This window comes from Bacillus basilensis, from assembly GCF_050630465.1.
Lineage (GTDB): Bacteria > Bacillota > Bacilli > Bacillales > Bacillaceae_G > Bacillus_A > Bacillus_A basilensis.
The window spans coordinates 1-21,474 of the sequence record NZ_JBNTQO010000016.1 but is presented as its reverse complement, the minus strand read 5'-3'; the positions used below and the strand labels follow the sequence as shown (position 1 = coordinate 21,474).

Sequence of the window (21,474 nt, the reverse complement as noted above, 5' to 3'; positions counted from 1 at the left end):
TCTGTAACACAGTGTTTTAGAAGTACTACATTGTATGCGAAAGTATATTTTGTAATGCATGGTCTATTGCTGGAAATGTGTATTGATACCCATGTTTAATTGCTTTACTAGGTAATACATGTTGCCCTTCTAGTACAAGTATGCTCATCTCACCTAATAAAGCATGAAGCAAAAATGAAGGGACGGGTAACCAATGAGGTTTTTTCATTATAGTTGCAATGGTTTCTCCAAACGCCTTCATTCTTATAGGTTGGGGAGCTGTAATGTTAAGAGGTCCATCAATTTCTTCTTTGTGTATGATGAAATCAATCATGCGAACGACATCGTCTATATGAATCCATGATAACCATTGGTTTCCAGATCCAACTGTACCTCCGATATAGAATTGATAGGGGAGTAGCATTTTTGGAAGAGCTCCTCCGTCTGTGCCTAATACAACTCCAAGTCTTGCGTAGATTGTTCGTATTCCAAGAGAACGAGCTTTAGATGCTTCTTGTTCCCATGAATATACTGTATTTGCTAAGAAGTCATCTCCAGGAATCTCATGCTGTTCTGTAAAAGACTCAGTTTCAGACGTTCCATAGTATCCAATAGCACTTGCGTTAATAAATGTGTTTGGTTTTGTATTTAGTTTTTGTAATTGTTTAATGAGTCCTTTTGTTGTTTGGATTCTACTGTTTAAAATGGCTTCCTTTTGTTTCTTTGTCCATCTACTATTAATAGACTCTCCAGCTAGATTAATAACTACATCAATAGAGGAGAGGGGGAAGGTTTGTAAATCTGGTGTCCATTGTACGTATTGAAGGTTAGGATGTGAAGTTTCAGTAGTTTTGTTTCGAGTAAGAATGTAAACATTATATCCTTTTTGAATAAAAAAAGTAGAAAGGTATGTACCGATAAAGCCGGTACCACCAGAAATTGCGATTTTCACAATTATTTCCTCCTCATTATATATATTCTTGAAAAGCAAAAACGTTCCTTGACTATGTTAAAATAATAGAGAGGTGAGAGTATGGCTGTCATTACAAAAATAGAAGTGCAAAAACGATTGAAAGAACGGTTTAATATTTATATTGATAAAGGTCAAGGTGAAGAGTACGGGTTTAGTGTGAATGAAGTAATCTTAATAAAACACGGATTACAAAAGGGCTTAGAAATTGATGAAATAGCGTTAGGAAATATTTTGTACAATGAAGAGGTACAAAAAGCATATTTACAAGCGATCTCCTATTTATCCTATCAAATGAGAACGAAACAAGAAATAGAAGATTTTTTACGAAAAAAAGAAGTGGGACAGGCCATCATCTCTGAAGTCGTTTCGAAATTATTACATGACCGATATATTAATGATAAAGAGTACGCTGTTTTATATACGAGAACGCAAAGTAATGTGAATCGAAAAGGTCCCACTGTTATTAAAAGAGAGTTGTTAAATAAAGGTGTTCAGGATCTAATTATTACGCATAGTTTACAAGAGTATCCGAAGGAAAAGCAAATTGAGAATGCTTTACTTCTTATAGAAAAGAAGAAAAGATCTTATCAAAAACATTCCTTTTTACAAATGAAGCTAAAGTTAGACGAAATGCTTGTTCGTAAAGGATATTCTAGAGATGTGATTCAAATTTGTTTGGAAGAATTGAAAGACGAAAAAGATGACGAACAGCAACAAGAAGCGTTACACTATCATGGGAATAAATATTATGAGAAATATAAGAAGTATGATGGCTGGACATTTGAAAATAAGATGAAACAAGCGTTATATCGCAAAGGATTCTCTATCGATGAGATAGAGATATTTTTGCAAATGAAACGCGAAGAGGGATGAGGGGAATAAGATGAATATGCCAAAGCGCTACAGTGAAATGACACCACATGAGCTAAGAGAAGAAATTGGGGGTTTGAAAGAGCAAGCAATAAAGGCAGAGCAGCTTGGTATTGTAAATGAGTTCGATGTATTAATGAGAAAGATGGCAATGGCTCGTGCTTATATGACTGATATAAACAAATTTCATATTGGTGAGACATATGAATTGGTAGAAGAACCTGGTATATTATTTGAAATTACGTATTTCAACGGGGTATTTGCTTGGGGACATAAGCAAAATGATAATGAAGAAATTGGAATACCAATTTCTTTATTGCAAGAAAAATAAAAACCAGAGAGCGAATATCTCTCTGGTTTTCATCTTTGGTAGGCGTTACAGGAGATAGGAGATTCTAAAATTGGCGTTTTTTACATTCATTCGCCAATATAATGAGAGACTGGGTTTGTTGCGTCTGTCCGTTAACTTGCGCTTTTGCATGTTTCGGACGAGTCCACGTATGGTTAAATAATTCAGAACGACTATCTAAGCGATCACGGTAGCTCATCTTTATCACCTCGTGTAGGAAGTTAATTTACTTTAATTTGTATTATTCTTCCTGCTGATTTGCAGCACGCATACGTTCTTGTGGGTGCGTGTTAATTGTGCCGTTAGGTCGTTTCGAAGCGAAGCGTGATTTCGCTTTCGGTTGACCGTCGATTTTGCTGTTGTTTTTTGATTCAGACCAAAATTCGGCTTGTTTACCCATTGCGAACGCCCTCCTCATCATCAGTTGATACCTCTTTAAGAAGTATCAATTATAGAATGTGCAAAATTGAAGAAACTATCCTTTAGAAATGAAGGGATAAAAAGGTAAAAGGAGACTAGAACATGAATGATATTTATGAAGCATTAACAAAAGAACTATTAGACAAAAATGACAAGCTTTCTTACGCACAAGCTCGTGCGTGGGTTGAATTACTGTGGGAAGATTTTCAAACAACTTATGCAAAATCAGGTCGTTATCAAGGAGAAGAAATGACTGAACAAGTTGTAAGAACATGGATTAATAATCATGGAGCGCGTCTTCATGAAATGCGTACAAATAATCCGAAATATAGCCATTTAATCAATCAAGAAGATCATTTGAAACATTAAAAAAAGCGACTTAAGTCGCTTTTTTTAATGTGGAAGTAATTCCAGTTTTTTTCGGAGTTTTTCTTCACTAAAAATCCATCCTGTATAGGAACTAATAATATTTAAATTGTGATCGAGTTGAACGATTGCAACGAATGGATAATAATCTTTACTGCGATATCGCAAATCAATGAATCGAACTTCGTAATAATGATCATAATCGAAAATGTCCCAGCGATACACAGGGGAGAAAGATAGAAATGCTGAGATGTTTTCGTCTTGTTTAGCAGCGCGCATAATAGCATTATCTGGGAACGGTACCCGATCGAACTTATCATATACCATAATATTACCACGATGCCATCTAGCCACGTAGTAATAATCAGTTGTAACGATTGCTAAATGGTAATGATAAAATCGATAAGAAGGAGAAATGATTATCTTCTCAACGTTATTGAAACGTTTATATACGACGCTACGTATATTTCTGTGCATCATAATCCGCCCGATATAGTAAACAATCATCAATATATACGCTGCTAAGGCAGTATACCCTTTATGGGAACCGACGAGCATACAAGCAATCGCAAGTATATGGATAAAGAAAATGACGGTATCAAATGTATTAATGATGCCGAGCGCTACCCATTTTTTTGTGAAGGGCCGTAATGCTTGTGTACCGTAGGCATTGAAAATATCTACAAAGACATGAAGAAAGACGGCAATAAATGACCAAAGTAGTAGATGCAAATATGGAGCGTCTGAAAAGAAGGCGAAAGAGATACCACTTATAAGGAATGACCAAAGAATTACTGCAGGAATGGAATGAGTAATCCCGCGATGATTTCTTATATATTTAGCGTTATTACGCAATTTTAAAACTGTATCGATGTCAGGAATATTGGAACCGGCAATTGTAGCAAGCATAACTGCTTGTGGCCCAATATCACTTTGAGCTATGGCTGGATCTAACGTGGCCAAACTGCCTAGAGTAACCCCCATAACAAGGTGAGTGGCTGTGTCCATAGAAATCCACCTCCGTTTTTTATTAATGTAACTCTTTTTATTCGATACCTCAAGTCCTTTGCCTTCTATTTCCTATGTCATCTTACTTAAATTTTTTCCTAAAATCTTTATAATAGTACTTATATGCAAAAAAATGAGGAGGATCAAGTTTGACACTTGAAATATTAAATAACTTTAACATAGAGCAGTTTCAAAATGATTTAATTGGTTGGTTTGAAAAAGAGCAACGCGACTTACCGTGGCGTAAAAATAAAGATCCATACCGTGTTTGGGTTTCGGAAATTATGTTGCAGCAAACAAGGGTAGAAGCTGTAAAACCATATTACGCGAATTTTATGGGGAAGTTTCCTACTCTAGAAGCTTTGGCAAATGCTGATGATGAAGAAGTATTAAAAGCATGGGAAGGTTTAGGGTATTATTCTAGAGCGCGAAATTTACATGCGGCTGTAAAAGAAGTAAAAGAAGCATATGGCGGGATAGTACCGAGTGATGTAAAGAAAATTGAAAAATTAAAAGGAGTCGGACCATATACAAAAGGTGCTATTTTAAGTATCGCATATGGTATACCAGAGCCGGCAGTTGATGGAAATGTTATGCGTGTATTATCTCGCATTTTATCAGTATGGGATGACATTGCAAAACCGAAAACCAGAAAAGTGTTCGAAGAGATTGTACGTGAAATTATTTCGGCTGAAAATCCATCTTATTTTAATCAAGGCTTGATGGAATTAGGTGCACTGATTTGTATTCCGAAAAATCCAGCATGCTTACTTTGTCCGGTACGTGAGCATTGCAGAGGATATGCTGAAGGCGTTCAAAAGGAATTGCCAGTAAAAAGTAAAGCGAAGGCTCCTACAATGGTACCGATTGTTGCAGGAGTACTTCAAACGGAAGATGGTCGTTACGTCATTAATAAACGTCCAAGTACCGGTTTGTTAGCTAATATGTGGGAGTTTCCGAATATTGAACTTGGCGAAGGGATTCGAAGTCAGAAAGAGCAGCTTACAGATTATATGAAAGAAAAATTTGAGCTTTCGATTTCTATTGAAGAATACGCAATGAATGTACAACATACGTTTACACATCGCACCTGGGATATATTCGTATTTTACGGAAAAGTAACTGGTGATATTGTTGAAACAGATACATTAAAATTTGTATCGAAAGAAGCATTTGAGCAGTTACCTTTCTCGAAATCACATCGTACGATTTATGAGAGTTGTGTTGAGAAAATTACAATGCAATAAACAAAAAAGTGTTCCCTAGATTGGGAACACTTTTTTAATCGTAAGAAATTTTTGTCCCATGAGTCCAACTAGCATCACCTTCTTGTAAGCCACCCCTTGATTCGATTTCTATTACAATTTCTTTATAAATACTTTGCCCTTCCGCATTTAAATAGGGCAAAATCTGTTGTAATGAATGATGAAAATAAGCTAATTCATCTTCTTTCCATTCGTTTTTTGAAACCATCGTTAGTTCAGTCATATCGCGTCCTATATACATATTTCCACCTCCATTTTCTATAGTTTGAATGAGTAACAAGAGATATATGCGGAATTTTTTTAAAAGAAAATTACGGATAGCTTCTAGTTGAATTGGTTACATTATTGATTGTGGAGGTGAGAAAGATGAGTAAAAAACAACAAGGTTATAACAAGGCAACTTCTGGTGCTAGCATTCAAAGTACAAATGCTAGTTATGGTACAGAGTTTGCGACTGAAACAAATGTACAAGCAGTAAAACAAGCAAACGCACAATCAGAAGCAAAGAAAGCACAAGCTTCTGGTGCACAAAGTGCAAACGCTAGTTATGGTACAGAATTTGCAACTGAAACAGACGTGCATGCCGTGAAAAAACAAAATGCACAATCAGCTGCAAAACAATCACAATCTTCTAGTTCAAATCAGTAATGAAAGAAAAACACTTCTCTAATTCGAGAGAAGTGTTTTCTTTGTGCTTAGGTCATTGTAATGAATAGAAAGTGAACGACATAACTTCTAATAAGTCAACAAATGTAGTCAAAGGAGAAGGAAGTAAAAGATTAGAAATATGTAATGAGGAATAATAACTGATAAATAAGTCTAAAAGGGGGTAAGTAATGAACGATTTTGATAAGTTGGTAGGAGAGCAATTGGAAACGATGGATGAGTTGTTAAAGTTACAAGCTCATCTAGAGAAGTATCAGCAAATTGAAATGAGTGAAAAGGATACGTGCGATAAAAAGGAATTACATTTTATCCGCCAAGAAATATATAGAACAGAAGTAGCACTTAAGCTATTACATGAGAAATTTGAAGAGCAAACAAATAGTGTGATTCAATCTTTTGAAACTGAAAAAATGATTTCAAATTTAGGATAAGATATACCGTTGCCTTCAGATGAAAGGTCCTTCTTTACATGGAAATAAGGAAGGGCTTTTTTTATTCTCATTTCCTCGTTTGGCTCCATTTCCTAAGAAGGTTAAGGATATGGTATTCAGTGTGAAAAATAGAGTCTTGTCGCTTTAGTTTTAAAATTTCGACAAAAAAGTTATAATAGAAAAAAAGTGGATGCAGTTCAAAGGGCATTTGCAGTTGAAAGAAGGGAGCATATATGGGATTTCCCAAAGAAGGAGAAAAAGTACAAATACATAGTTATAAACATAATGGCTCCATTCATAGAATGTGGGAAGAGACAACAATTTTAAAAGGGACACAGAGTCTTGTGATCGGAGCAAATGATCGTACAATAGTGACGGAATCAGATGGCCGAACATGGATTACTCGTGAACCAGCAATTTGTTATTTTCATGCAAACTATTGGTTTAATGTGATTGGAATGTTAAGGGAAGAGGGAGTATATTATTATTGTAATTTAAGCTCACCTTTTGCATATGATTCCGAAGCATTGAAGTACATTGATTATGATTTAGATATTAAAGTGTATCCAGATATGACATATACGCTTTTAGATGAAGATGAGTATGAAAAGCATAGCCAAATTATGCAGTATCCACCTGTTATTGATACTATTTTAAAACGAAATGTAGCACAATTAACACAATGGATTCATCAGAGAAAAGGGCCATTCGCGCCTGATTTCGTAGATATGTGGTATGAAAGATATTTAATGTACAGAAATTAAAACAAACCTGCAGGGGATTTCCCGGCAGGTTTGTCCTATTAGAGGGGGGATTATGTGCAAGGTATAAAAAGATATTTGCAATTTGTTAAACCATATCGATGGCTTATTGCTATTACAATTATTATTGGCCTAGTAAAGTTTGGTATCCCGCTTATTATGCCGTGGTTATTAAAATATATTATCGATGATGTAATTCAAGGCGCGGGCTCACTTCAAGATAAAACGTCCCAACTAGTAACAGCGATTGGGATTGCTTTTTTTATTTTTGCAGTATTAAGACCGCCGATTGAATATTATCGTCAATATTTCGCGCAGCGTATCGCAAATACAATACTGTATGATTTGCGGAAGCATATTTTTAGTCATTTGCAAAAGTTGAGTTTACGCTATTATTCGAATACAAAAACGGGGGAGATTATTTCACGTGTCATCCATGATGTAGAACAAACGAAGGACTTTGTAATTACTGGTTTGATGAATGTTTGGTTAGATACGGCAACAATTGCTATCGCTATTATTGTTATGTTTTCTATGAATGTAAAATTGACATTTGTTGCGCTATTAATTTTACCTATTTATGTAGTGGCAGTGAAATATTTTTTCGGGCGTCTTCGTAAATTGACGAAGGAGCGTTCACAAGCATTAGCAACGATGCAAGGGTATTTACATGAACGTATTCAAGGGATGCAAGTGACACGTAGCTTTGCGTTAGAAGAGTATGAGGGGAAGCAGTTTGAAAAAAGAAATAATGAATTTTTGACGAAAGCATTAACTCATACGAGTTGGACGGCGAGAACATTTTCGGCAGTAAATACGTTAACAGATTTAGGCCCGTTACTTGTAATTGGCTTTGCAGCATATGAAGTGATTCAGGGGCAGTTAACATTAGGGACTATGGTTGCCTTTGTCGGATATATGGATAGTTTATATAGTCCACTTCGTCGCCTTGTTAATTCATCTACAACATTAACGCAGTCTTTCGCATCGATGGATCGAGTGTTTGAATTGTTAGATGAAAAATATGATATTGTCAATGTGCCAAGTGCGGTACAAACGAAAAAATTAAGTGGTGAAGTGATATTTGATAATGTATCTTTTCGTTACAATTCGGATGAAAAGGAGATATTACATAACCTTTCGTTAACTATGGTGCCAGGAGAGAAGGTAGCACTTGTAGGAGCGAGTGGAGGAGGAAAGTCATCTCTTGCTAGTTTAATCCCTCGTTTCTATGATGTTTCTTCAGGTGCAGTTTATGTAGATGGGATAGATGTCAGGAAGTATGATATGAGAAATTTACGTAGTCATATTGGAATTGTGCTGCAAGATAATTTGTTATTTAGCGATACAATCGGGGCAAATATTTTATATGGAAATCCGAAAGCTTCAGAGGAAGAAGTGATTTCAGCTGCTAAAGCTGCGCAAATTCACGATTTTATTATAGAGTTACCTGATGGTTACGATACTGTAGTTGGGGAACGTGGTGTGAAGTTATCTGGTGGACAAAGGCAACGTGTAGCGATTGCACGAGTGTTTCTAAAGAATCCATCGTTACTTATATTAGATGAGGCAACGTCTGCTTTAGATTTAGAAAATGAACGATATATTCAACAGGCGCTTCAGACGTTAGCTGCTGATCGGACGACGATTATAATCGCGCACCGATTGGCGACGATCACGCATGTGGATACGATTATTTACATTGAAGATGGTGAAATTAAAGAGACAGGTTCTCATGAAGAATTAATGAAAAAAAGAGGGTTTTATTACAATTTATATCAACTTCAACATATAACAGAAACAGCTCCTTTAGCGTAAAAGGAGCTGTTTTTTATTCGTCTTCTTTTTTATCGTCGATTTTGAGTTCTGCTTCTGGTTTATGGTATGTGTAGAAGCTATCCACAAGTAAATCTAAATGCTCTACTTCTTCACTATAGTTAATAATGGCAGAAATAAGAGGGAAGAGATGTAGCCATGTTTTATACGCTTCTTCATCGTCTTTGTTTTGATAATCCATAAAGATATCAATTAATTCTTGTTTACCTGTTTCAACTTCATCCAGCATTTCAACAGATTGTTGTTTTTTTGCTTTACCAATAAATTTTAATAAAACTTGTTCATGATAATGCGTTAATGAATCAAGTTCGTTTTGGATAGATTCCTGAAATTCTTCTGGCATATAGCGCAGTTCGTTTTCAGTACGATGTAATGATTTTAACGTACTTAAAGCACGGCTTGTCGTCGCTAACATTTGTCTGAATAAAACGAGCTTACGAATTTTTGCGAACTGTACTTTTTTCGTGTAGCTTCTTTCTTCTTTATACAGCAAATAGTAATGGTTTAGTTTGATCATTTTTTCTTTCATACGATCAATATCAGTTTTTAGCGTTGTAAAATCAGAAGCTTGCCTGCTATTCATTCGAATCCATTTTACAATTTCTTCTGTATTATCAACGATACGATGATATAGTTTTGTTTCGTATTTTGGCGGCATAAACACTAAATTTACAAGTGAGGCCGCAATAATTCCAATCATAATCGTCGCAAAGCGAAGTAAGGCAAAACTAAAGAAATCTTCGCCCTGATACTCCATAATGGCGATAACTGTTACTAAAGCAATTGATATTGTGTTTTCTAATCGTAATTGTAACGTAAGCGCAATTACTAATATACATGTTAATCCAATAATAAAAGGATTATGTCCAAAAGCAGTAGCAAATACGATAGCGAATACCGCGCCAATGACGTTTGCTTGAATTTGCTCAAGAGCAGTTAAATACGAGCGGTATACAGACGGTTGAACAGCGAATATAGCTGAGATTCCTGCAAATACCGGACTCGGTAAGTGAAGTAAAATACAAGCAAATAAAGCTAATGTGATGGCAATACCCGTTTTTAAAATGCGAGCACCAAGTTTCATACCCTTAATAAGATCCTTTCTCTTGTCATAATGAATGTACAACATGATACTATACATTCATTACAATATGTTAGCAAGTGATATTTTAGTGACGTTAATAAGAAATTGAGATTCATTTTATACTTTTTCCTAATTCTTTTTAAACATCAATTTTTAGTAAAAAAACCTGCTGAATGCCAGCAGGTTTCAAATTGTTACTATAGATTACTATGAGAAGTGTACTTCGTCAATTTATTCTTGAAAATGAAAGTTAGCTATATCATTCTGTTGAGATAGATGGGTCAGCCTGCTCTTTTTTCGGGATAATTTCAAAAAACTGGTACTGCATATCATCGAGTAACGGTGTTAATAAAGCAACTTCCTCGTATTGCTCATGCTCATTTAATACACGAATATAGTCTAGCAATAACTCAGTCACATCTTGCACACCATTTTTACTAATTGGTTGTAACGTAACATTTGCTCCTTTTGCGATTCTTCTTTTTAAGGCCTGTTCTGTTAAACCTAAGCTTGAATCATGACGTAAATAAACAACACCGCCAGTCATACCAGCACAAATCCATGGGCCAGGATCCCCTAAAACAAGCGCTCGCCCATTTGTCATATATTCAAAAGCGAAACCTTTAATATTAGAGTATGATCCTATATTCCCTTGCTCTTTTTCGCGGAGTGGCTTTGTCATTCGCCCTCCAATTATCATGTCTGCTCCAGAGAGGCGGATACCAGCGCGAGCATCAGCGTTACCTTGAACGTATAACGCTCCTTTTTGTGCCCCGTATCCAAAACCTTTTCCGACAGAGCCGTTATAATATATGTCGTCTTTCCCTTTTGCTTTCGTTATATAAATACCACCACCAAAGGAGGTTTTACCAATACCATCTTGTGCACCACCATTTACGTGTATAAATAAGTTTTCACTATTGTAAGCACCTAATCCATTTCCGGGAATAGAGCCATTCGTATACTTTAATGTAAGTGGTTCAAGCTTCGTGTCTTCATATAATTTACTACGAACGCGATAGCAAGATTCTAGACCACCCATAACACGTTGCTCTACACCAACGCCTACTAGTTCTTTTGAATGAGGTGAATGAACTGTTTCAAATTGTTTTTCCGGCATGTGTTCCGTTTTTGTAACAGCTGGGTGTTCTATCGTTTGTAGTAAATTACATAAGTTTAATAAATTTTCGCCTCGAACTTGTTCTAGTAAATCGGAACGCCCGACAATGTCTTGTAAATTTGTATAACCAAGATTTCCTGTTAATCGTTTTAGTTCTATTCCAAAAGTGGTGAATAAATGTAATAATCCAGCAACGGCGCTTTCTAATTGGCGCGGGACGAAGCGGCGTAATCCGTGTTCTTTCGCCTGAGCTTCAGATTCAATTTGTGTTGCAATTCCAACATGACAAGTATCTAGATGACACCCGCGGCAAGTTGTACAGCCGATTGCAATCATAGATAATGTACCAAATCCAATGCGGTTTGCTCCGAGGAGCATGATTTTCAAGGCATCATTAACGCTTCGGATACCGCCATCAGCCCAAATTTCTACTTTATGTCTCATATTTGCTTCTAATAAAGCATTGTGAGCGGCTTTCACACCAATTTCTACAGGAAGACCTACATGTTGCAATGCGTGAATACGTGCAGCACCTGTACCACCATCAAATCCGCTAATGTTAATAAAATCAGCACCAGCTTTTGCAATACCGACAGCAATTGTTCCGATGTTAGGAACGACAGGGACTTTTACAGCTACCTTTGCAAGTTGATTAGCCGTTTTAATTTCTGTAATCATTTGAGCTAAATCTTCAATGGAATAAATATCATGGTTGTTAGAAGGTGAAATTAAATCAGAGCCAATTGTCGCATTACGTGCTTCAGCAATTTTGGCTGTTACTTTTGAACCTGGCAAATGTCCACCTTCACCAGGCTTTGCGCCTTGCCCAATTTTTATTTCAATTAAGTTTGATGAATTTAGTAGTTCGGCGTTTACGCCAAATCGCCCAGATGCAATTTGTTGTCCACGTGTATGTGGATATTTTCCAATCATATCTTTAATTTCGCCGCCTTCACCGTTCAAGCTAATCATATTTAGCTGGTCGGCCGCTTCTGCATATGCACGAAAGGCAATTTCATTTTGAGAGCCAAATGACATGGAACTAATAATAAATGGTAAATCATGATTTTGAATGCCGACGGACACTTCTTCAGTTGGAATGATATGTTTTGTTTGTTTCGTTTGAATAAGGTGTCTAATTGCGATTGGGTTATTTTCTTCTAATTCACTTAACTTGTCACGGTAATCATCATAAGAATTTCCTTTTGCAACATCGCCGATTGCTTTCCAAATTCGCGGGAATATATGAAAAGATTTTCGTATTCTAACTTTAGGATCGTTATAATCATTCGCTCTCATTTGTGCATCTTCAGCAAGTGACTCAAGCGAGAAAGCTAAATTATTTGAACCGAAGAAATTCGTGATTTGTAATATATTTGCGATTTCCTCATGTAATCCGATAGAAGAATAGAGGCGACCGTAACCACGTAATTCATGAATTCCAATTGTTGAAATGACTTTTTCCAGTCCTTTATTAAGTGCATGATATAAATTCGTAATGGGTGTTTTTGTCCCGTCATTTACGGTTGCAAATAATAAATATGGATTAATACTATCTGCTCCTAATCCATACAGTGTGACGATATCGTGTAGGGAGCGAAGGGCACCAGAACGTATTACGAGAGAGCAGTTTCGGCGTAATTTATTTTCGCTTAATATTTGATGTACTTTAGCGGTAACTAAATGCGGATCAATCCATAACCGTCCATTTAGATGGGCATTGGCATCGTCTATTAATAATAGGGAAGCTCCATCGTTCACCGCTGTTATCGCTTCAGAACCAATTCGATTTAAGGCGCATTGTAAAGTTTCGGTAGGAGCGAATGTAGCAGAGATTGTAGCGATAGAGCTATGAGTATTGAATAGCTGTATAAGTTGTTCATACGTAATTGTCTGTAATTCCTCTGTAATAGACTGTGCTACACTTCCCTCTAAAATAATTGGGGAAAGCATCTCAACTAAAAATGGCTGTTTAGCACCGCTTAATAAACTTGGGCGCTCTCCAAGTATTGTTCGAGTAGAGAAGTGTTCGACCTCTCGATCACGATCAATCGCTGGATTTGTAACAACGGCTACACTTTCTTTAATGAAGTCAGCGATATTTCGTCTATCAGTATCGAGTGCGGCAAGTGGTGAGTCATGCCCAAGTGAGCGAATTGGCTCAACTCCTTTTGTTGCCATCTGTTCAAGAAGTTGAATATGTTCTCGATCCCATCCAAAAGCAACATATTGCTTCGTTTCAACTTGCATAGAATCACATAAACCTTGGATTTCTTTCGTTTCAGGGATAGATAAATTCAAATGATAGTCGGTAACATCCACTCGTTTTTTTAAATGGTTATATACTTGAGTTTGGTAGTCATCGTATTCGTAGAGTACAAGCTCATCTTGTTCGTTCCACTTTAGGCCGACCTTTTCTCCAGGAGCGAGTGGTTTTGGTTCTGCTACATATTCAGTTGGTGATACAACTCCAGGTTCAGAAGAGAAAATATAAGAGCTTTCTGTTTCCACTTTCCATACTGGTCGCAGTCCAAGGGAATCAACGCTGAAAACAGCTTCATCTTTGTAACGTGAAATAATGCCAGCTGGACCTTGTGCAAAATGGCCCCATGCTTCACGTATATACGTATATAAATCTTGTAAATGCGGTTCATAAAGTTTAATTTCATTAATAATTGGTGGGAATAGTATATCCATTGCTTCAAATAAACTGTAGTCGTATTGAACAAGTAGAGTTTCTAAGGTGCGGTTTAAATCTTGGGAGTCACTGCCCCCAGCAGTAAGGGGAACATGAATCATTTCAGCTTGATCGCGTAATTTTGCAATTGTGTTAATTTCACCATTATGTCCGAGAACGCTAAATGGTTGTACACGAAAAAAATTAGATAATGTATTAGTAGAATAGCGATTATGTCCTAATGTCATAGTTGAAGCGATAAGTGGGTGTTGTAAATCATTGTAATAGGCAACAAGTGTATCCCCAGCACCTAGAACTTTATATACAACATGGTCACGACTTAAGGAAGCAACATGAATTGCTTCGTTTTCCTCTATTTTCATTGTGACAGAAAATAATGTTTGCTCAATATTTTTAACTTCATTTTCTGCGATAAGAGCAACTTGCCAAAATAAAGGTTCTTCTTGTTTACCGAGTGGACCGAGTGCATCGGAATTTATTACATCGTCACTTTCGAAAAGGATTGCAAGGTTTTCGTTGTTTAGTTGTGTGCGAATATGATTTTTTAGATTAACGGTATTCTCTTTTTTGTTTAGAAAAAAATGTCCAACGATAAAGTGGGGATGATCCACAATCGTTGGATTGTATCCGTTATTTTTCAGCTTCTCATTCCAAAGTGCTTTTGGGACATCAATGTGAATGCCGATACCATCTCCTTCACCATTAATGAAACCAGCTCGATGATTCATTTTGACTAGTGATTGTATACAAAGGTCAATATTTTCTTTTGTAGGAATTTTTCGTTTCTCCATAACGGAAACGATTCCACACGCATCATGTTCTGCATTTTTATAATCTCGAAATAAAGACGGTGTCCATGTATTTGTTTTATTGAGCATCCGTCAATCCCCCCTCTTATTAAAGTTAGAATAATCTTACTATTAAAGGCCTGAGCAGCCTTATATACAAGGATAGTAAGGATATAAAAGAAAAATAAAACAGATAATTATGAATAATTATACTATTAATGAGGGATTTATGAAATAGAAAAAAGGAAAAAAGAAAGATGTGCTTTCTTTTTTCCTTTTAATGACGGGATTATTTATTATCCGCTAAAGCAGCGAATGCTCGGCCTACAGCTTCGATTGTATATTCAATATCTTCTTTTGTATGTTCTGTTGTTAAGAACCATGCCTCGTATTTAGAAGGTGCTAAGTTAACGCCTTCTTGGAGCATTAGCTTGAAGAATTTACCGAACATTTCCCCGTCTGTATCTTGTGCTGCATCGTAATCTTCAATTGTATTTGTTGTGAAGTATACAGTTAAAGCACCTTTTAGACGGTTTAATGTAATATCGATATTATGTTTTGTAGCTTGCTCTAAAATTCCTTTTTCAAGAATGGCACCAAGTTCATCTAATTTCTCATAAAGTCCTTCTTGTTGAAGAACTTCTAGACAAGCAATACCAGATGCCATAGAAGCAGGATTTCCTGCCATTGTACCAGCTTGATATGCAGGTCCAAGTGGAGCAACTTGTTCCATAATTTCTTGCTTACCACCGTAAGCACCGATTGGAAGTCCGCCACCGATAACTTTACCAAGCGCTGTTAAGTCTGGTGTTACGCCAAGTAAATCTTGAGCACCACCGTACATAAAGCGGAAAGCAGTAATAACTTCATCGTAAATTACTAGTGCACCAGCTTCGTGAACAAGTTCATTCACCTTCTCAAGGAAGCCAGGTTTTGGCTCTACAATACCGAAGTTTCCAACAATCGGTTCTACAAGAATAGCTGCTACTTCATGTCCCCATTTATCTAATGCTTCTTTTAAAGTTTCTACATTATTAAATGGAACGGTAATAACTTCTTGAGCGATACTTTGTGGTACACCGGCTGAGTCAGGAGTTCCTAGTGTAGAAGGACCAGATCCAGCTGCTACAAGTACTAAATCAGAATGACCGTGGTAACAACCAGCAAATTTCATAATTTTTGTGCGGCCTGTATAAGCACGAGCAACACGGATTGTTGTCATTACAGCTTCAGTACCAGAGTTTACGAAGCGGACTTTATCTAAAGCAGGCATTGCTTCTTTTAACATTTTTGCAAATTTTACTTCTAGTGCTGTTGGTGTTCCGTAAAGTACCCCGTTTTCAGCAGCTGTTGTAATTGCTTTTGTGATGTGCGGGTGAGCATGTCCAGTAATAATAGGACCGTATGCTGCTAAATAATCGATGTATTTATTTCCGTCTACATCCCAGAAATAAGCACCTTTTCCACGTTCCATAGCAACAGGAGCGCCGCCGCCAACCGCTTTAAAAGAACGAGAAGGACTATTAACACCGCCAACGATATGTTCTAAAGCTTCTTTATGTAATGCTTCTGACTTTGTGAATTTCACTACAATTCATCTCCTTACAAAAATCTATGTATTATTCTAACATGTTTTTCGAAAAGACGTATTGTTTGTGATAGAGAAGGCAGTTGGGTAAACTATTCGTTGTGACATTTAGGAAGGGGGTCCGATTATGAAATCGGTAATTGAGGTACAAGGGTTACGTAAAGAATTTACAGCCTATTCAAGTCGTCCGGGTTTAAAGGGTGCATTTCGCGATTTATTAAATCGTAATTATAAAATAGTACCAGCAGTAAATGATGTATCCTTTACTGTAAAACAAGGTGAGATGGTTGGTTATATCGGTGAGAATGGTGCTGGTAAATCAACAACAATTAAAATGCTTACGGGGATTTTGACTCCGACATCAGGAGAGATTTTAGTAAATGGGATGAATCCACATAAGCAGAGAGAAGAATTTGCAAGAACAATTGGTGTTGTTTTCGGTCAACGCTCGCAACTTTGGTGGGATATTGCTGTACAAGAATCGTTTCGTTTATTAAAAAAAGTGTACGGTGTATCAGACGCTCAGTATAAAGAACATATGGAGCACGTAATTGAAACGTTAGATATTGGTCCCTTATTAGACAAGCCAGTTCGAAAGTTATCTCTAGGTCAAAGAATGCGTTGTGAATTAGCGGCAGCATTAATTCATAATCCACCGTTATTATTTTTAGATGAACCAACAATTGGGCTAGATGTACTTGTGAAATTGAAAATACGTGAATTTTTAAAAGAAATGAATGAACGTTATAAAACAACAATTTTATTAACAACCCATGATATTACTGATATTGAAGCATTATGTGAGCGCGTTATCATGCTAGATGAAGGAAATATTATGTATGACGGTTCTTTAAATAATCTTCGTACGCAGTGGGGAGCAGAGAAAGAAATACATTTTCAGTTTATTGCACCAGTTTCCTATCAGGATTTATCAATGGTTATGCCAGATAGTCATGTCGTTTGGTCGAAAGCGAAAGAGGAAAACACGTGGGTTGCAAAAATCCCGAATGAAGAAGTTATTATTTCAATGCTTATTTCTAAAGTAGTACAAGCTTTTCAAATTAAAGATTTAAAAATTAATGAAGTGTCTACAGAGGAAATTATTCGTAACATTTATGAAGAAGGTATTAAACATGGGTAAGTACATTGAGATGATTCGAATTCGCTTTTTAATGATGCTTGCGTATCGCACAAACTATTATAGCGGGATTCTAATTTATACGATTAATATCGGTGCGTATTATTTTTTATGGCAGGCAATTTATAGCGGAAAAGAGAACATTGAAAGTTTATCTATTTCGCAAATGACTACGTATATCGCAATTGCGTGGATGGCACGTGCCTTTTATTTTAATAATATAGATAGGGAAATTGCGATGGAGATTCAAGAAGGACGTGTAGCGGTAGAACTAATTCGTCCATATAACTATTTAGGAATGAAAGTTATGCAAGGTCTTGGTGAAGGAATATTTCGTTTTGCATTCTTTTCAATCCCGGGTATGGTTATCGTTACCTTATTATTTTCATTGCAAATTACAACGAATTTTCAAACATGGCTATATTTCTTTTTATCTTTAATATTTAGTTTTATTATTAATACACAAATTAATTTAATGACGGGAATGCTCACGTTCTTCCTATTTAATAATAGTGGAATTATGTATGCAAAACGTGTTGTTATTGATTTATTTTCAGGTCTATTATTACCAATTAGTTTTTATCCGTTATGGGCCCAAAAGGCAATGATGTTTTTACCGTTTCAGGCCATTAGTTATATTCCGAGTATGATTTTTTCAGAAGGTATACAAGGAAGTAAATTGTATGAGGCATTATTATTCCAAGTAATTTGGGCAATTGTACTTATTATTCCAATTGTACTCATGTGGAGAACGGCGAGAAAACGTCTAATTGTACAAGGGGGATGATGAGATGATATATATAAAACTATTTTTGCAATATGCAAGCCAATATATAAAAACAAAATTGGAGTATCGGGGCGATTTTATCGTTGGATTACTTTCTGATTTATCACTACAGGCTGTTAATTTAATCTTTATTCTTGTTGTGTTTGGGCATACACAAGCATTAAAAGGCTGGAATAGAGAAGAAGTAATCTTTATTTATGGTTTCTTTTTAGTGCCGTTTGCCATTTTCTCAGCCTTTTTTAACATATGGGACTTTAATGATCGTTACATTATTAAAGGAGAAATGGATCGTATATTAACGAGACCGATTCATAGCTTGTTTCAAATTATATTAGAAAGAATGGAACTTGAGTCTTTAATTGGGGCCATTACAGGAATGATTGTAATGGGATATGCAGCAGTGGAGTTACAATTATCTTTTTACTGGTATGATTTCTTCTTATTCTTACTAATGGTAGGAGGAGGCGCACTTGTATATGGAGGGATATTTGTTACGCTTGCAAGCCTTGGTTTTTGGTCGGATGCGAAAAGTTCAATTATGCCGCTAATGTATAACATAGGTAACTATGGTCGCTATCCGGTTAATATTTATAATCGTGTGATTCGCTTCATTTTAACATTTGTTTTACCATTTGCGTTTGTCGGAGTGTATCCAGCAGCATACTTTTTAAGGAAAACAGAGTGGAATAGCTATGCATTTGCAACACCACTCGTTGGTGTTATGTGTTTTACGATTGCAATCACTCTTTGGAATCAAGGGGTAAAAAGGTACCGTGGTGCTGGGAATTAATTATAGAAGCTTGTTTGTTTCTAAGGGATAAATCCAATGGCTTTCTCATACATATAAAATGAGGTGGAGGACATGTTATGGGGATTTATTCTATTAATTGCAGCAATTGCTATTTTGAGAAGTGTCCAATTGTTATGGAGTTCCTATTCAGATTCAACGCGTTTTTTTTCGCTGTATAATCTAGCCACATTATTTTTGATTTATACAACTGTACTAATTGCGTTTGGATTAAGTTATGTTGTATTAGAAGAAATGGGTTTTGCAGTTTTGAAAGAGGATGGAGAAAGTTTGAACGCTCACTCTTTTCAACTCGTTGAAATTTGTTTATATTTTAGCGCAGTTACTTTATTGTCTGTTGGATATGGTGATATATCTCCGATTGGAATTGGGCGGTGGATTGCAATTGGAGAAGCGCTAATTGGATATACATTACCGTTTGCTTTCGTGATGAGGTCTGTAATAGACAATGAAAAATAAGATAGCATTTGTTATAGTAAAAGAAAAGAATAGGAGTGATAACAATGGTTACAGTAGGAGAAATGGCACCGGAATTTACATTAGAGGGAAGTAACGGGGAACAAGTTCGCTTAGCTGATTTTCGTGGGAAAAATGTAGTTCTATATTTTTATCCGAAAGATATGACTCCAGGGTGTACAACTGAAGCGTGTGATTTCCGTGATGCTTATGGATTATTTCAAGAGAAGGACACGGTTATTCTTGGAGTGAGTCCGGATCCGGCAAATAGACATTTGAAATTCATTGAGAAGCATGAACTTCCATTTACACTTTTAGTAGACGAGGATCATAAAGTAGCAGAATTATACGATGTTTGGAAATTGAAAAAGAACTTTGGGAAAGAGTACATGGGAATTGAGCGCTCTACATTCCTTATTAATAAAGCCGGTGAGCTTGTAAAAGAGTGGCGTAAAGTGAAAGTGAAGGGACATATTGAAGATGTTCTTTCTTATATAAAATAAATCCATTGTGGAGATAAAATATATAGAAGTAAGGCGAGTGTCTATACATATTTTATTGTCTTACATAAAGTGAAGTGTAGGGCATACCTCCTCAGATGATAGTATTCCAAGTGCGATTATGTCGCACTTTTTTTCTATGTAATTGTATAAAAAATGGGGAAAGATACATAAGAATAAGGCTATATACAAAAATAAACCACATACTTATAGTAGAAATATTGACGATTTATAAGAAAAGGAGTACACTCTTTATAAGAATTATAAAATAATAATCCGTATAGAATCGGGGTGCATGACGGTGGTCAAAGAAGAATTAAAAGAAGCGCTAGAAATGCTGAAAAATACGGGTGTACGCATTACTCCACAGCGTCATGCTATTTTAGAGTACCTTGTGGAATCAATGACGCACCCAACAGCGGATGACATTTATAAAGCATTAGAAGGTAAGTTTCCAAATATGAGTGTTGCAACTGTCTATAATAACTTACGTGTATTTAAAGAGGTTGGACTTGTAAAAGAATTAACTTATGGAGACGCTTCAAGTAGATTTGATTATGTTACAAGTCAACATTATCATGTGATTTGTGAAAAATGTGGTAAGATTGTTGATTTTCCTTATGGAGGTTTGGAACAACTTGAAGAGGAAGCTGCAAAAACGACAGGCTTCGTTATTAATAGTCATCGCTTAGAAATTTATGGCGTTTGTCCAGAGTGTCATAAGGCGTAATATATAATAAAGAAAGAGGCTGACGGCTTTACGTCAGCCTCTTTCTTTATTATATATGGGAATTACGTTAGGTTCAGAAGGATTTAAAATGTGAAGTGAAGAACCTAACTTAATTAAGGACAAATCTAAAAGGTGATTTCTTGGTTAAGAAATCACCTTTTTAATGAGTTGAAACTTCTTTAGTTTTGTAAGGCTGTATTTTCCTCGCTGTACCCATATATACCTATGATTTATAGCTTTTCTTATTGTATTTCTCATCAAATTCTTTTCCTTCTAGATTCCGATCCATTGTTAAAGGTTGATTGCAATGCATGCATGCGTCGACACGACCGAGCATTTTTGTTGGCTTATCGCAGCTGGGACAAATAATTTGGATAGTCTTAGTAGATAACATACCAATCCAAAAGTAAACGACAGTACTAGCGATAACAGCTAAAAAGCCAACCATCATAAATGTTGTCATAATAATAATGTTTTCGCGGAAAAAGACACCTAAGTATGCAATGAAGAGACCGATGAATACTAAACTTAATGCGAAGGTTCGGATTTTATTGATTTTGTTCGAATATTTAATGCCCATTCTCACCACACTCCTATAACAATAATATAACATAAAATTTAGAATTTTCACTCGTTAAGAAGCGTGTAAAGTGATAAGATATGAAATGCTAAGTGTGATGAAGAATGAAGGGAGGCTATAATAATTTTTAGAACATGTTTTTAAAGTTTTAACGGGATGTGAAATTTTTTTGTAAAAAGTATTGACCCTGTATGTACTGCATGATATATTAATAACCGTCGCTGATGCGGAAACGCAGAAAACGACAAAAAAGAAATTGAAAAACTTAGTTGA

23 protein-coding genes are annotated in these 21,474 nt (G+C 36.1%); 14 read left to right on the top strand and 9 right to left on the bottom strand.

What is annotated here, in order from left to right; all coding sequences use genetic code 11:
• Positions 1-25: 25 nt before the first annotated feature.
• Positions 26-931 (bottom strand): TIGR01777 family oxidoreductase, encoded by a 906-nt coding sequence (locus ACQVV1_RS23025; protein WP_431169565.1) that lies wholly within the window; start codon positions 929-931, stop codon positions 26-28.
• A gap of 81 nt (positions 932-1,012) precedes the next feature.
• On the opposite strand from ACQVV1_RS23025, the gene recX reads away from it, so the two are divergent.
• Complete coding sequence (recX, locus tag ACQVV1_RS23020) at positions 1,013-1,825, top strand: recombination regulator RecX (RefSeq protein ID WP_063221686.1); 813 nt, start codon at positions 1,013-1,015, stop codon at positions 1,823-1,825.
• A 10-nt stretch (positions 1,826-1,835) separates the two neighbouring features.
• Positions 1,836-2,153: a YfhH family protein gene (locus tag ACQVV1_RS23015; protein ID WP_242256169.1), complete on the top strand. Its 318-nt coding sequence runs from the start codon at positions 1,836-1,838 to the stop codon at positions 2,151-2,153.
• A gap of 64 nt (positions 2,154-2,217) precedes the next feature.
• Here ACQVV1_RS23015 and ACQVV1_RS23010 read toward each other — a convergent pair whose 3' ends face one another.
• Positions 2,218-2,370 (bottom strand): YpzG family protein, encoded by a 153-nt coding sequence (locus ACQVV1_RS23010; protein ID WP_000122093.1) that lies wholly within the window; start codon positions 2,368-2,370, stop codon positions 2,218-2,220.
• 42 nt (positions 2,371-2,412) lie between these two features.
• Complete coding sequence (locus ACQVV1_RS23005; RefSeq protein WP_000517891.1) at positions 2,413-2,571, bottom strand: small, acid-soluble spore protein K; 159 nt, start codon at positions 2,569-2,571, stop codon at positions 2,413-2,415.
• 122 nt (positions 2,572-2,693) lie between these two features.
• Between ACQVV1_RS23005 and ACQVV1_RS23000 the strand changes: the two genes are divergently transcribed.
• Positions 2,694-2,960, top strand: a complete 267-nt coding sequence (locus tag ACQVV1_RS23000) for a YfhJ family protein (protein WP_063221687.1) — start codon at positions 2,694-2,696, stop codon at positions 2,958-2,960.
• Between the two features lie 24 nt (positions 2,961-2,984).
• On the opposite strand, the gene ACQVV1_RS22995 is transcribed toward ACQVV1_RS23000, so the two are convergent.
• Entirely contained in the window at positions 2,985-3,965 is a 981-nt protein-coding gene (locus tag ACQVV1_RS22995) for a metal-dependent hydrolase (RefSeq protein ID WP_063221688.1), read from the bottom strand.
• Positions 3,966-4,114: 149 nt separating this feature from the next.
• On the opposite strand from ACQVV1_RS22995, the gene mutY reads away from it, so the two are divergent.
• A complete protein-coding gene (mutY, locus tag ACQVV1_RS22990) occupies positions 4,115-5,212 on the top strand; it encodes an A/G-specific adenine glycosylase (protein WP_242256167.1) in 1,098 nt (365 codons plus the stop codon).
• A 34-nt stretch (positions 5,213-5,246) separates the two neighbouring features.
• Here the strand turns inward: mutY and ACQVV1_RS22985 are convergent, their stop codons facing one another.
• On the bottom strand, positions 5,247-5,471 hold the full coding sequence (locus tag ACQVV1_RS22985; RefSeq protein WP_000275444.1) for a hypothetical protein: 225 nt from the start codon (positions 5,469-5,471) through the stop codon (positions 5,247-5,249).
• A gap of 125 nt (positions 5,472-5,596) precedes the next feature.
• Between ACQVV1_RS22985 and ACQVV1_RS22980 the strand changes: the two genes are divergently transcribed.
• The 4 genes from ACQVV1_RS22980 to ACQVV1_RS22965 all read left to right on the top strand — a co-directional run bounded on the left by ACQVV1_RS22980 (position 5,597) and on the right by ACQVV1_RS22965 (position 8,906).
• Complete coding sequence (locus tag ACQVV1_RS22980; RefSeq protein WP_000039039.1) at positions 5,597-5,878, top strand: gamma-type small acid-soluble spore protein; 282 nt, start codon at positions 5,597-5,599, stop codon at positions 5,876-5,878.
• 188 nt (positions 5,879-6,066) lie between these two features.
• Positions 6,067-6,327: a YgaB family protein gene (locus ACQVV1_RS22975; RefSeq protein ID WP_000997584.1), complete on the top strand. Its 261-nt coding sequence runs from the start codon at positions 6,067-6,069 to the stop codon at positions 6,325-6,327.
• Positions 6,328-6,560: 233 nt separating this feature from the next.
• Entirely contained in the window at positions 6,561-7,091 is a 531-nt protein-coding gene (ntdP, locus tag ACQVV1_RS22970) for a nucleoside tri-diphosphate phosphatase (RefSeq protein ID WP_063221691.1), read from the top strand.
• A 54-nt stretch (positions 7,092-7,145) separates the two neighbouring features.
• Entirely contained in the window at positions 7,146-8,906 is a 1,761-nt protein-coding gene (locus ACQVV1_RS22965; protein ID WP_431169564.1) for an ABC transporter ATP-binding protein, read from the top strand.
• Positions 8,907-8,919: 13 nt separating this feature from the next.
• Here the strand turns inward: ACQVV1_RS22965 and ACQVV1_RS22960 are convergent, their stop codons facing one another.
• From ACQVV1_RS22960 to hemL, 3 genes are all read right to left on the bottom strand, one after another.
• Entirely contained in the window at positions 8,920-10,008 is a 1,089-nt protein-coding gene (locus ACQVV1_RS22960; RefSeq protein ID WP_063221693.1) for an aromatic acid exporter family protein, read from the bottom strand.
• A gap of 259 nt (positions 10,009-10,267) precedes the next feature.
• A complete protein-coding gene (locus tag ACQVV1_RS22955; RefSeq protein WP_242256163.1) occupies positions 10,268-14,704 on the bottom strand; it encodes a glutamate synthase-related protein in 4,437 nt (1,478 codons plus the stop codon).
• 199 nt (positions 14,705-14,903) lie between these two features.
• Positions 14,904-16,202 (bottom strand): glutamate-1-semialdehyde-2,1-aminomutase, encoded by a 1,299-nt coding sequence (hemL, locus tag ACQVV1_RS22950; RefSeq protein WP_242256161.1) that lies wholly within the window; start codon positions 16,200-16,202, stop codon positions 14,904-14,906.
• 127 nt (positions 16,203-16,329) lie between these two features.
• Here hemL and ACQVV1_RS22945 point away from each other — a divergent pair, with 127 nt between their 5' ends.
• From ACQVV1_RS22945 to perR, 6 genes are all read left to right on the top strand, one after another.
• A complete protein-coding gene (locus ACQVV1_RS22945; protein ID WP_063221696.1) occupies positions 16,330-17,343 on the top strand; it encodes an ABC transporter ATP-binding protein in 1,014 nt (337 codons plus the stop codon).
• On the top strand, positions 17,336-18,127 hold the full coding sequence (locus ACQVV1_RS22940; RefSeq protein ID WP_000521517.1) for an ABC transporter permease: 792 nt from the start codon (positions 17,336-17,338) through the stop codon (positions 18,125-18,127). Before ACQVV1_RS22945 ends, ACQVV1_RS22940 begins: the two co-directional genes overlap by 8 nt.
• A gap of 4 nt (positions 18,128-18,131) precedes the next feature.
• Positions 18,132-18,917, top strand: a complete 786-nt coding sequence (locus tag ACQVV1_RS22935) for an ABC transporter permease (protein ID WP_431169562.1) — start codon at positions 18,132-18,134, stop codon at positions 18,915-18,917.
• Between the two features lie 72 nt (positions 18,918-18,989).
• Positions 18,990-19,394, top strand: a complete 405-nt coding sequence (locus ACQVV1_RS22930) for a potassium channel family protein (RefSeq protein WP_000964350.1) — start codon at positions 18,990-18,992, stop codon at positions 19,392-19,394.
• A gap of 44 nt (positions 19,395-19,438) precedes the next feature.
• Positions 19,439-19,894, top strand: coding sequence for a thioredoxin-dependent thiol peroxidase (gene bcp / locus ACQVV1_RS22925; protein WP_242256159.1), 456 nt, complete (start codon positions 19,439-19,441; stop codon positions 19,892-19,894).
• Between the two features lie 298 nt (positions 19,895-20,192).
• Positions 20,193-20,621 (top strand): peroxide-responsive transcriptional repressor PerR, encoded by a 429-nt coding sequence (perR, locus tag ACQVV1_RS22920; RefSeq protein WP_000237831.1) that lies wholly within the window; start codon positions 20,193-20,195, stop codon positions 20,619-20,621.
• A 223-nt stretch (positions 20,622-20,844) separates the two neighbouring features.
• Here perR and ACQVV1_RS22915 read toward each other — a convergent pair whose 3' ends face one another.
• Positions 20,845-21,201: a YgzB family protein gene (locus ACQVV1_RS22915; RefSeq protein ID WP_063221699.1), complete on the bottom strand. Its 357-nt coding sequence runs from the start codon at positions 21,199-21,201 to the stop codon at positions 20,845-20,847.
• Positions 21,202-21,474: the final 273 nt, after the last annotated feature.

What these genes read in the sequence shown, in the direction of transcription:
- ACQVV1_RS23015 (WP_242256169.1), top strand. Translation starts at nt 1,836, where the DNA reads ATGAATATGCCAAAGCGCTACAGTGAAATGACACCACATGAGCTAAGA.
- ACQVV1_RS22940 (WP_000521517.1), top strand. Translation starts at nt 17,336, where the DNA reads ATGGGTAAGTACATTGAGATGATTCGAATTCGCTTTTTAATGATGCTT.
- bcp (WP_242256159.1), top strand. Translation starts at nt 19,439, where the DNA reads ATGGTTACAGTAGGAGAAATGGCACCGGAATTTACATTAGAGGGAAGT.
- ACQVV1_RS22935 (WP_431169562.1), top strand. Translation starts at nt 18,132, where the DNA reads ATGATATATATAAAACTATTTTTGCAATATGCAAGCCAATATATAAAA.
- ntdP (WP_063221691.1), top strand. Translation starts at nt 6,561, where the DNA reads ATGGGATTTCCCAAAGAAGGAGAAAAAGTACAAATACATAGTTATAAA.
- ACQVV1_RS22985 (WP_000275444.1), bottom strand. Translation starts at nt 5,471, where the DNA reads ATGTATATAGGACGCGATATGACTGAACTAACGATGGTTTCAAAAAAC.
- ACQVV1_RS22955 (WP_242256163.1), bottom strand. Translation starts at nt 14,704, where the DNA reads ATGCTCAATAAAACAAATACATGGACACCGTCTTTATTTCGAGATTAT.
- recX (WP_063221686.1), top strand. Translation starts at nt 1,013, where the DNA reads ATGGCTGTCATTACAAAAATAGAAGTGCAAAAACGATTGAAAGAACGG.
- ACQVV1_RS22915 (WP_063221699.1), bottom strand. Translation starts at nt 21,201, where the DNA reads ATGGGCATTAAATATTCGAACAAAATCAATAAAATCCGAACCTTCGCA.
- ACQVV1_RS22980 (WP_000039039.1), top strand. Translation starts at nt 5,597, where the DNA reads ATGAGTAAAAAACAACAAGGTTATAACAAGGCAACTTCTGGTGCTAGC.
- ACQVV1_RS22975 (WP_000997584.1), top strand. Translation starts at nt 6,067, where the DNA reads ATGAACGATTTTGATAAGTTGGTAGGAGAGCAATTGGAAACGATGGAT.
- ACQVV1_RS22960 (WP_063221693.1), bottom strand. Translation starts at nt 10,008, where the DNA reads ATGAAACTTGGTGCTCGCATTTTAAAAACGGGTATTGCCATCACATTA.
- ACQVV1_RS22945 (WP_063221696.1), top strand. Translation starts at nt 16,330, where the DNA reads ATGAAATCGGTAATTGAGGTACAAGGGTTACGTAAAGAATTTACAGCC.
- ACQVV1_RS22995 (WP_063221688.1), bottom strand. Translation starts at nt 3,965, where the DNA reads ATGGACACAGCCACTCACCTTGTTATGGGGGTTACTCTAGGCAGTTTG.
- ACQVV1_RS23000 (WP_063221687.1), top strand. Translation starts at nt 2,694, where the DNA reads ATGAATGATATTTATGAAGCATTAACAAAAGAACTATTAGACAAAAAT.
- ACQVV1_RS23010 (WP_000122093.1), bottom strand. Translation starts at nt 2,370, where the DNA reads ATGAGCTACCGTGATCGCTTAGATAGTCGTTCTGAATTATTTAACCAT.
- ACQVV1_RS22930 (WP_000964350.1), top strand. Translation starts at nt 18,990, where the DNA reads ATGTTATGGGGATTTATTCTATTAATTGCAGCAATTGCTATTTTGAGA.
- ACQVV1_RS23005 (WP_000517891.1), bottom strand. Translation starts at nt 2,571, where the DNA reads ATGGGTAAACAAGCCGAATTTTGGTCTGAATCAAAAAACAACAGCAAA.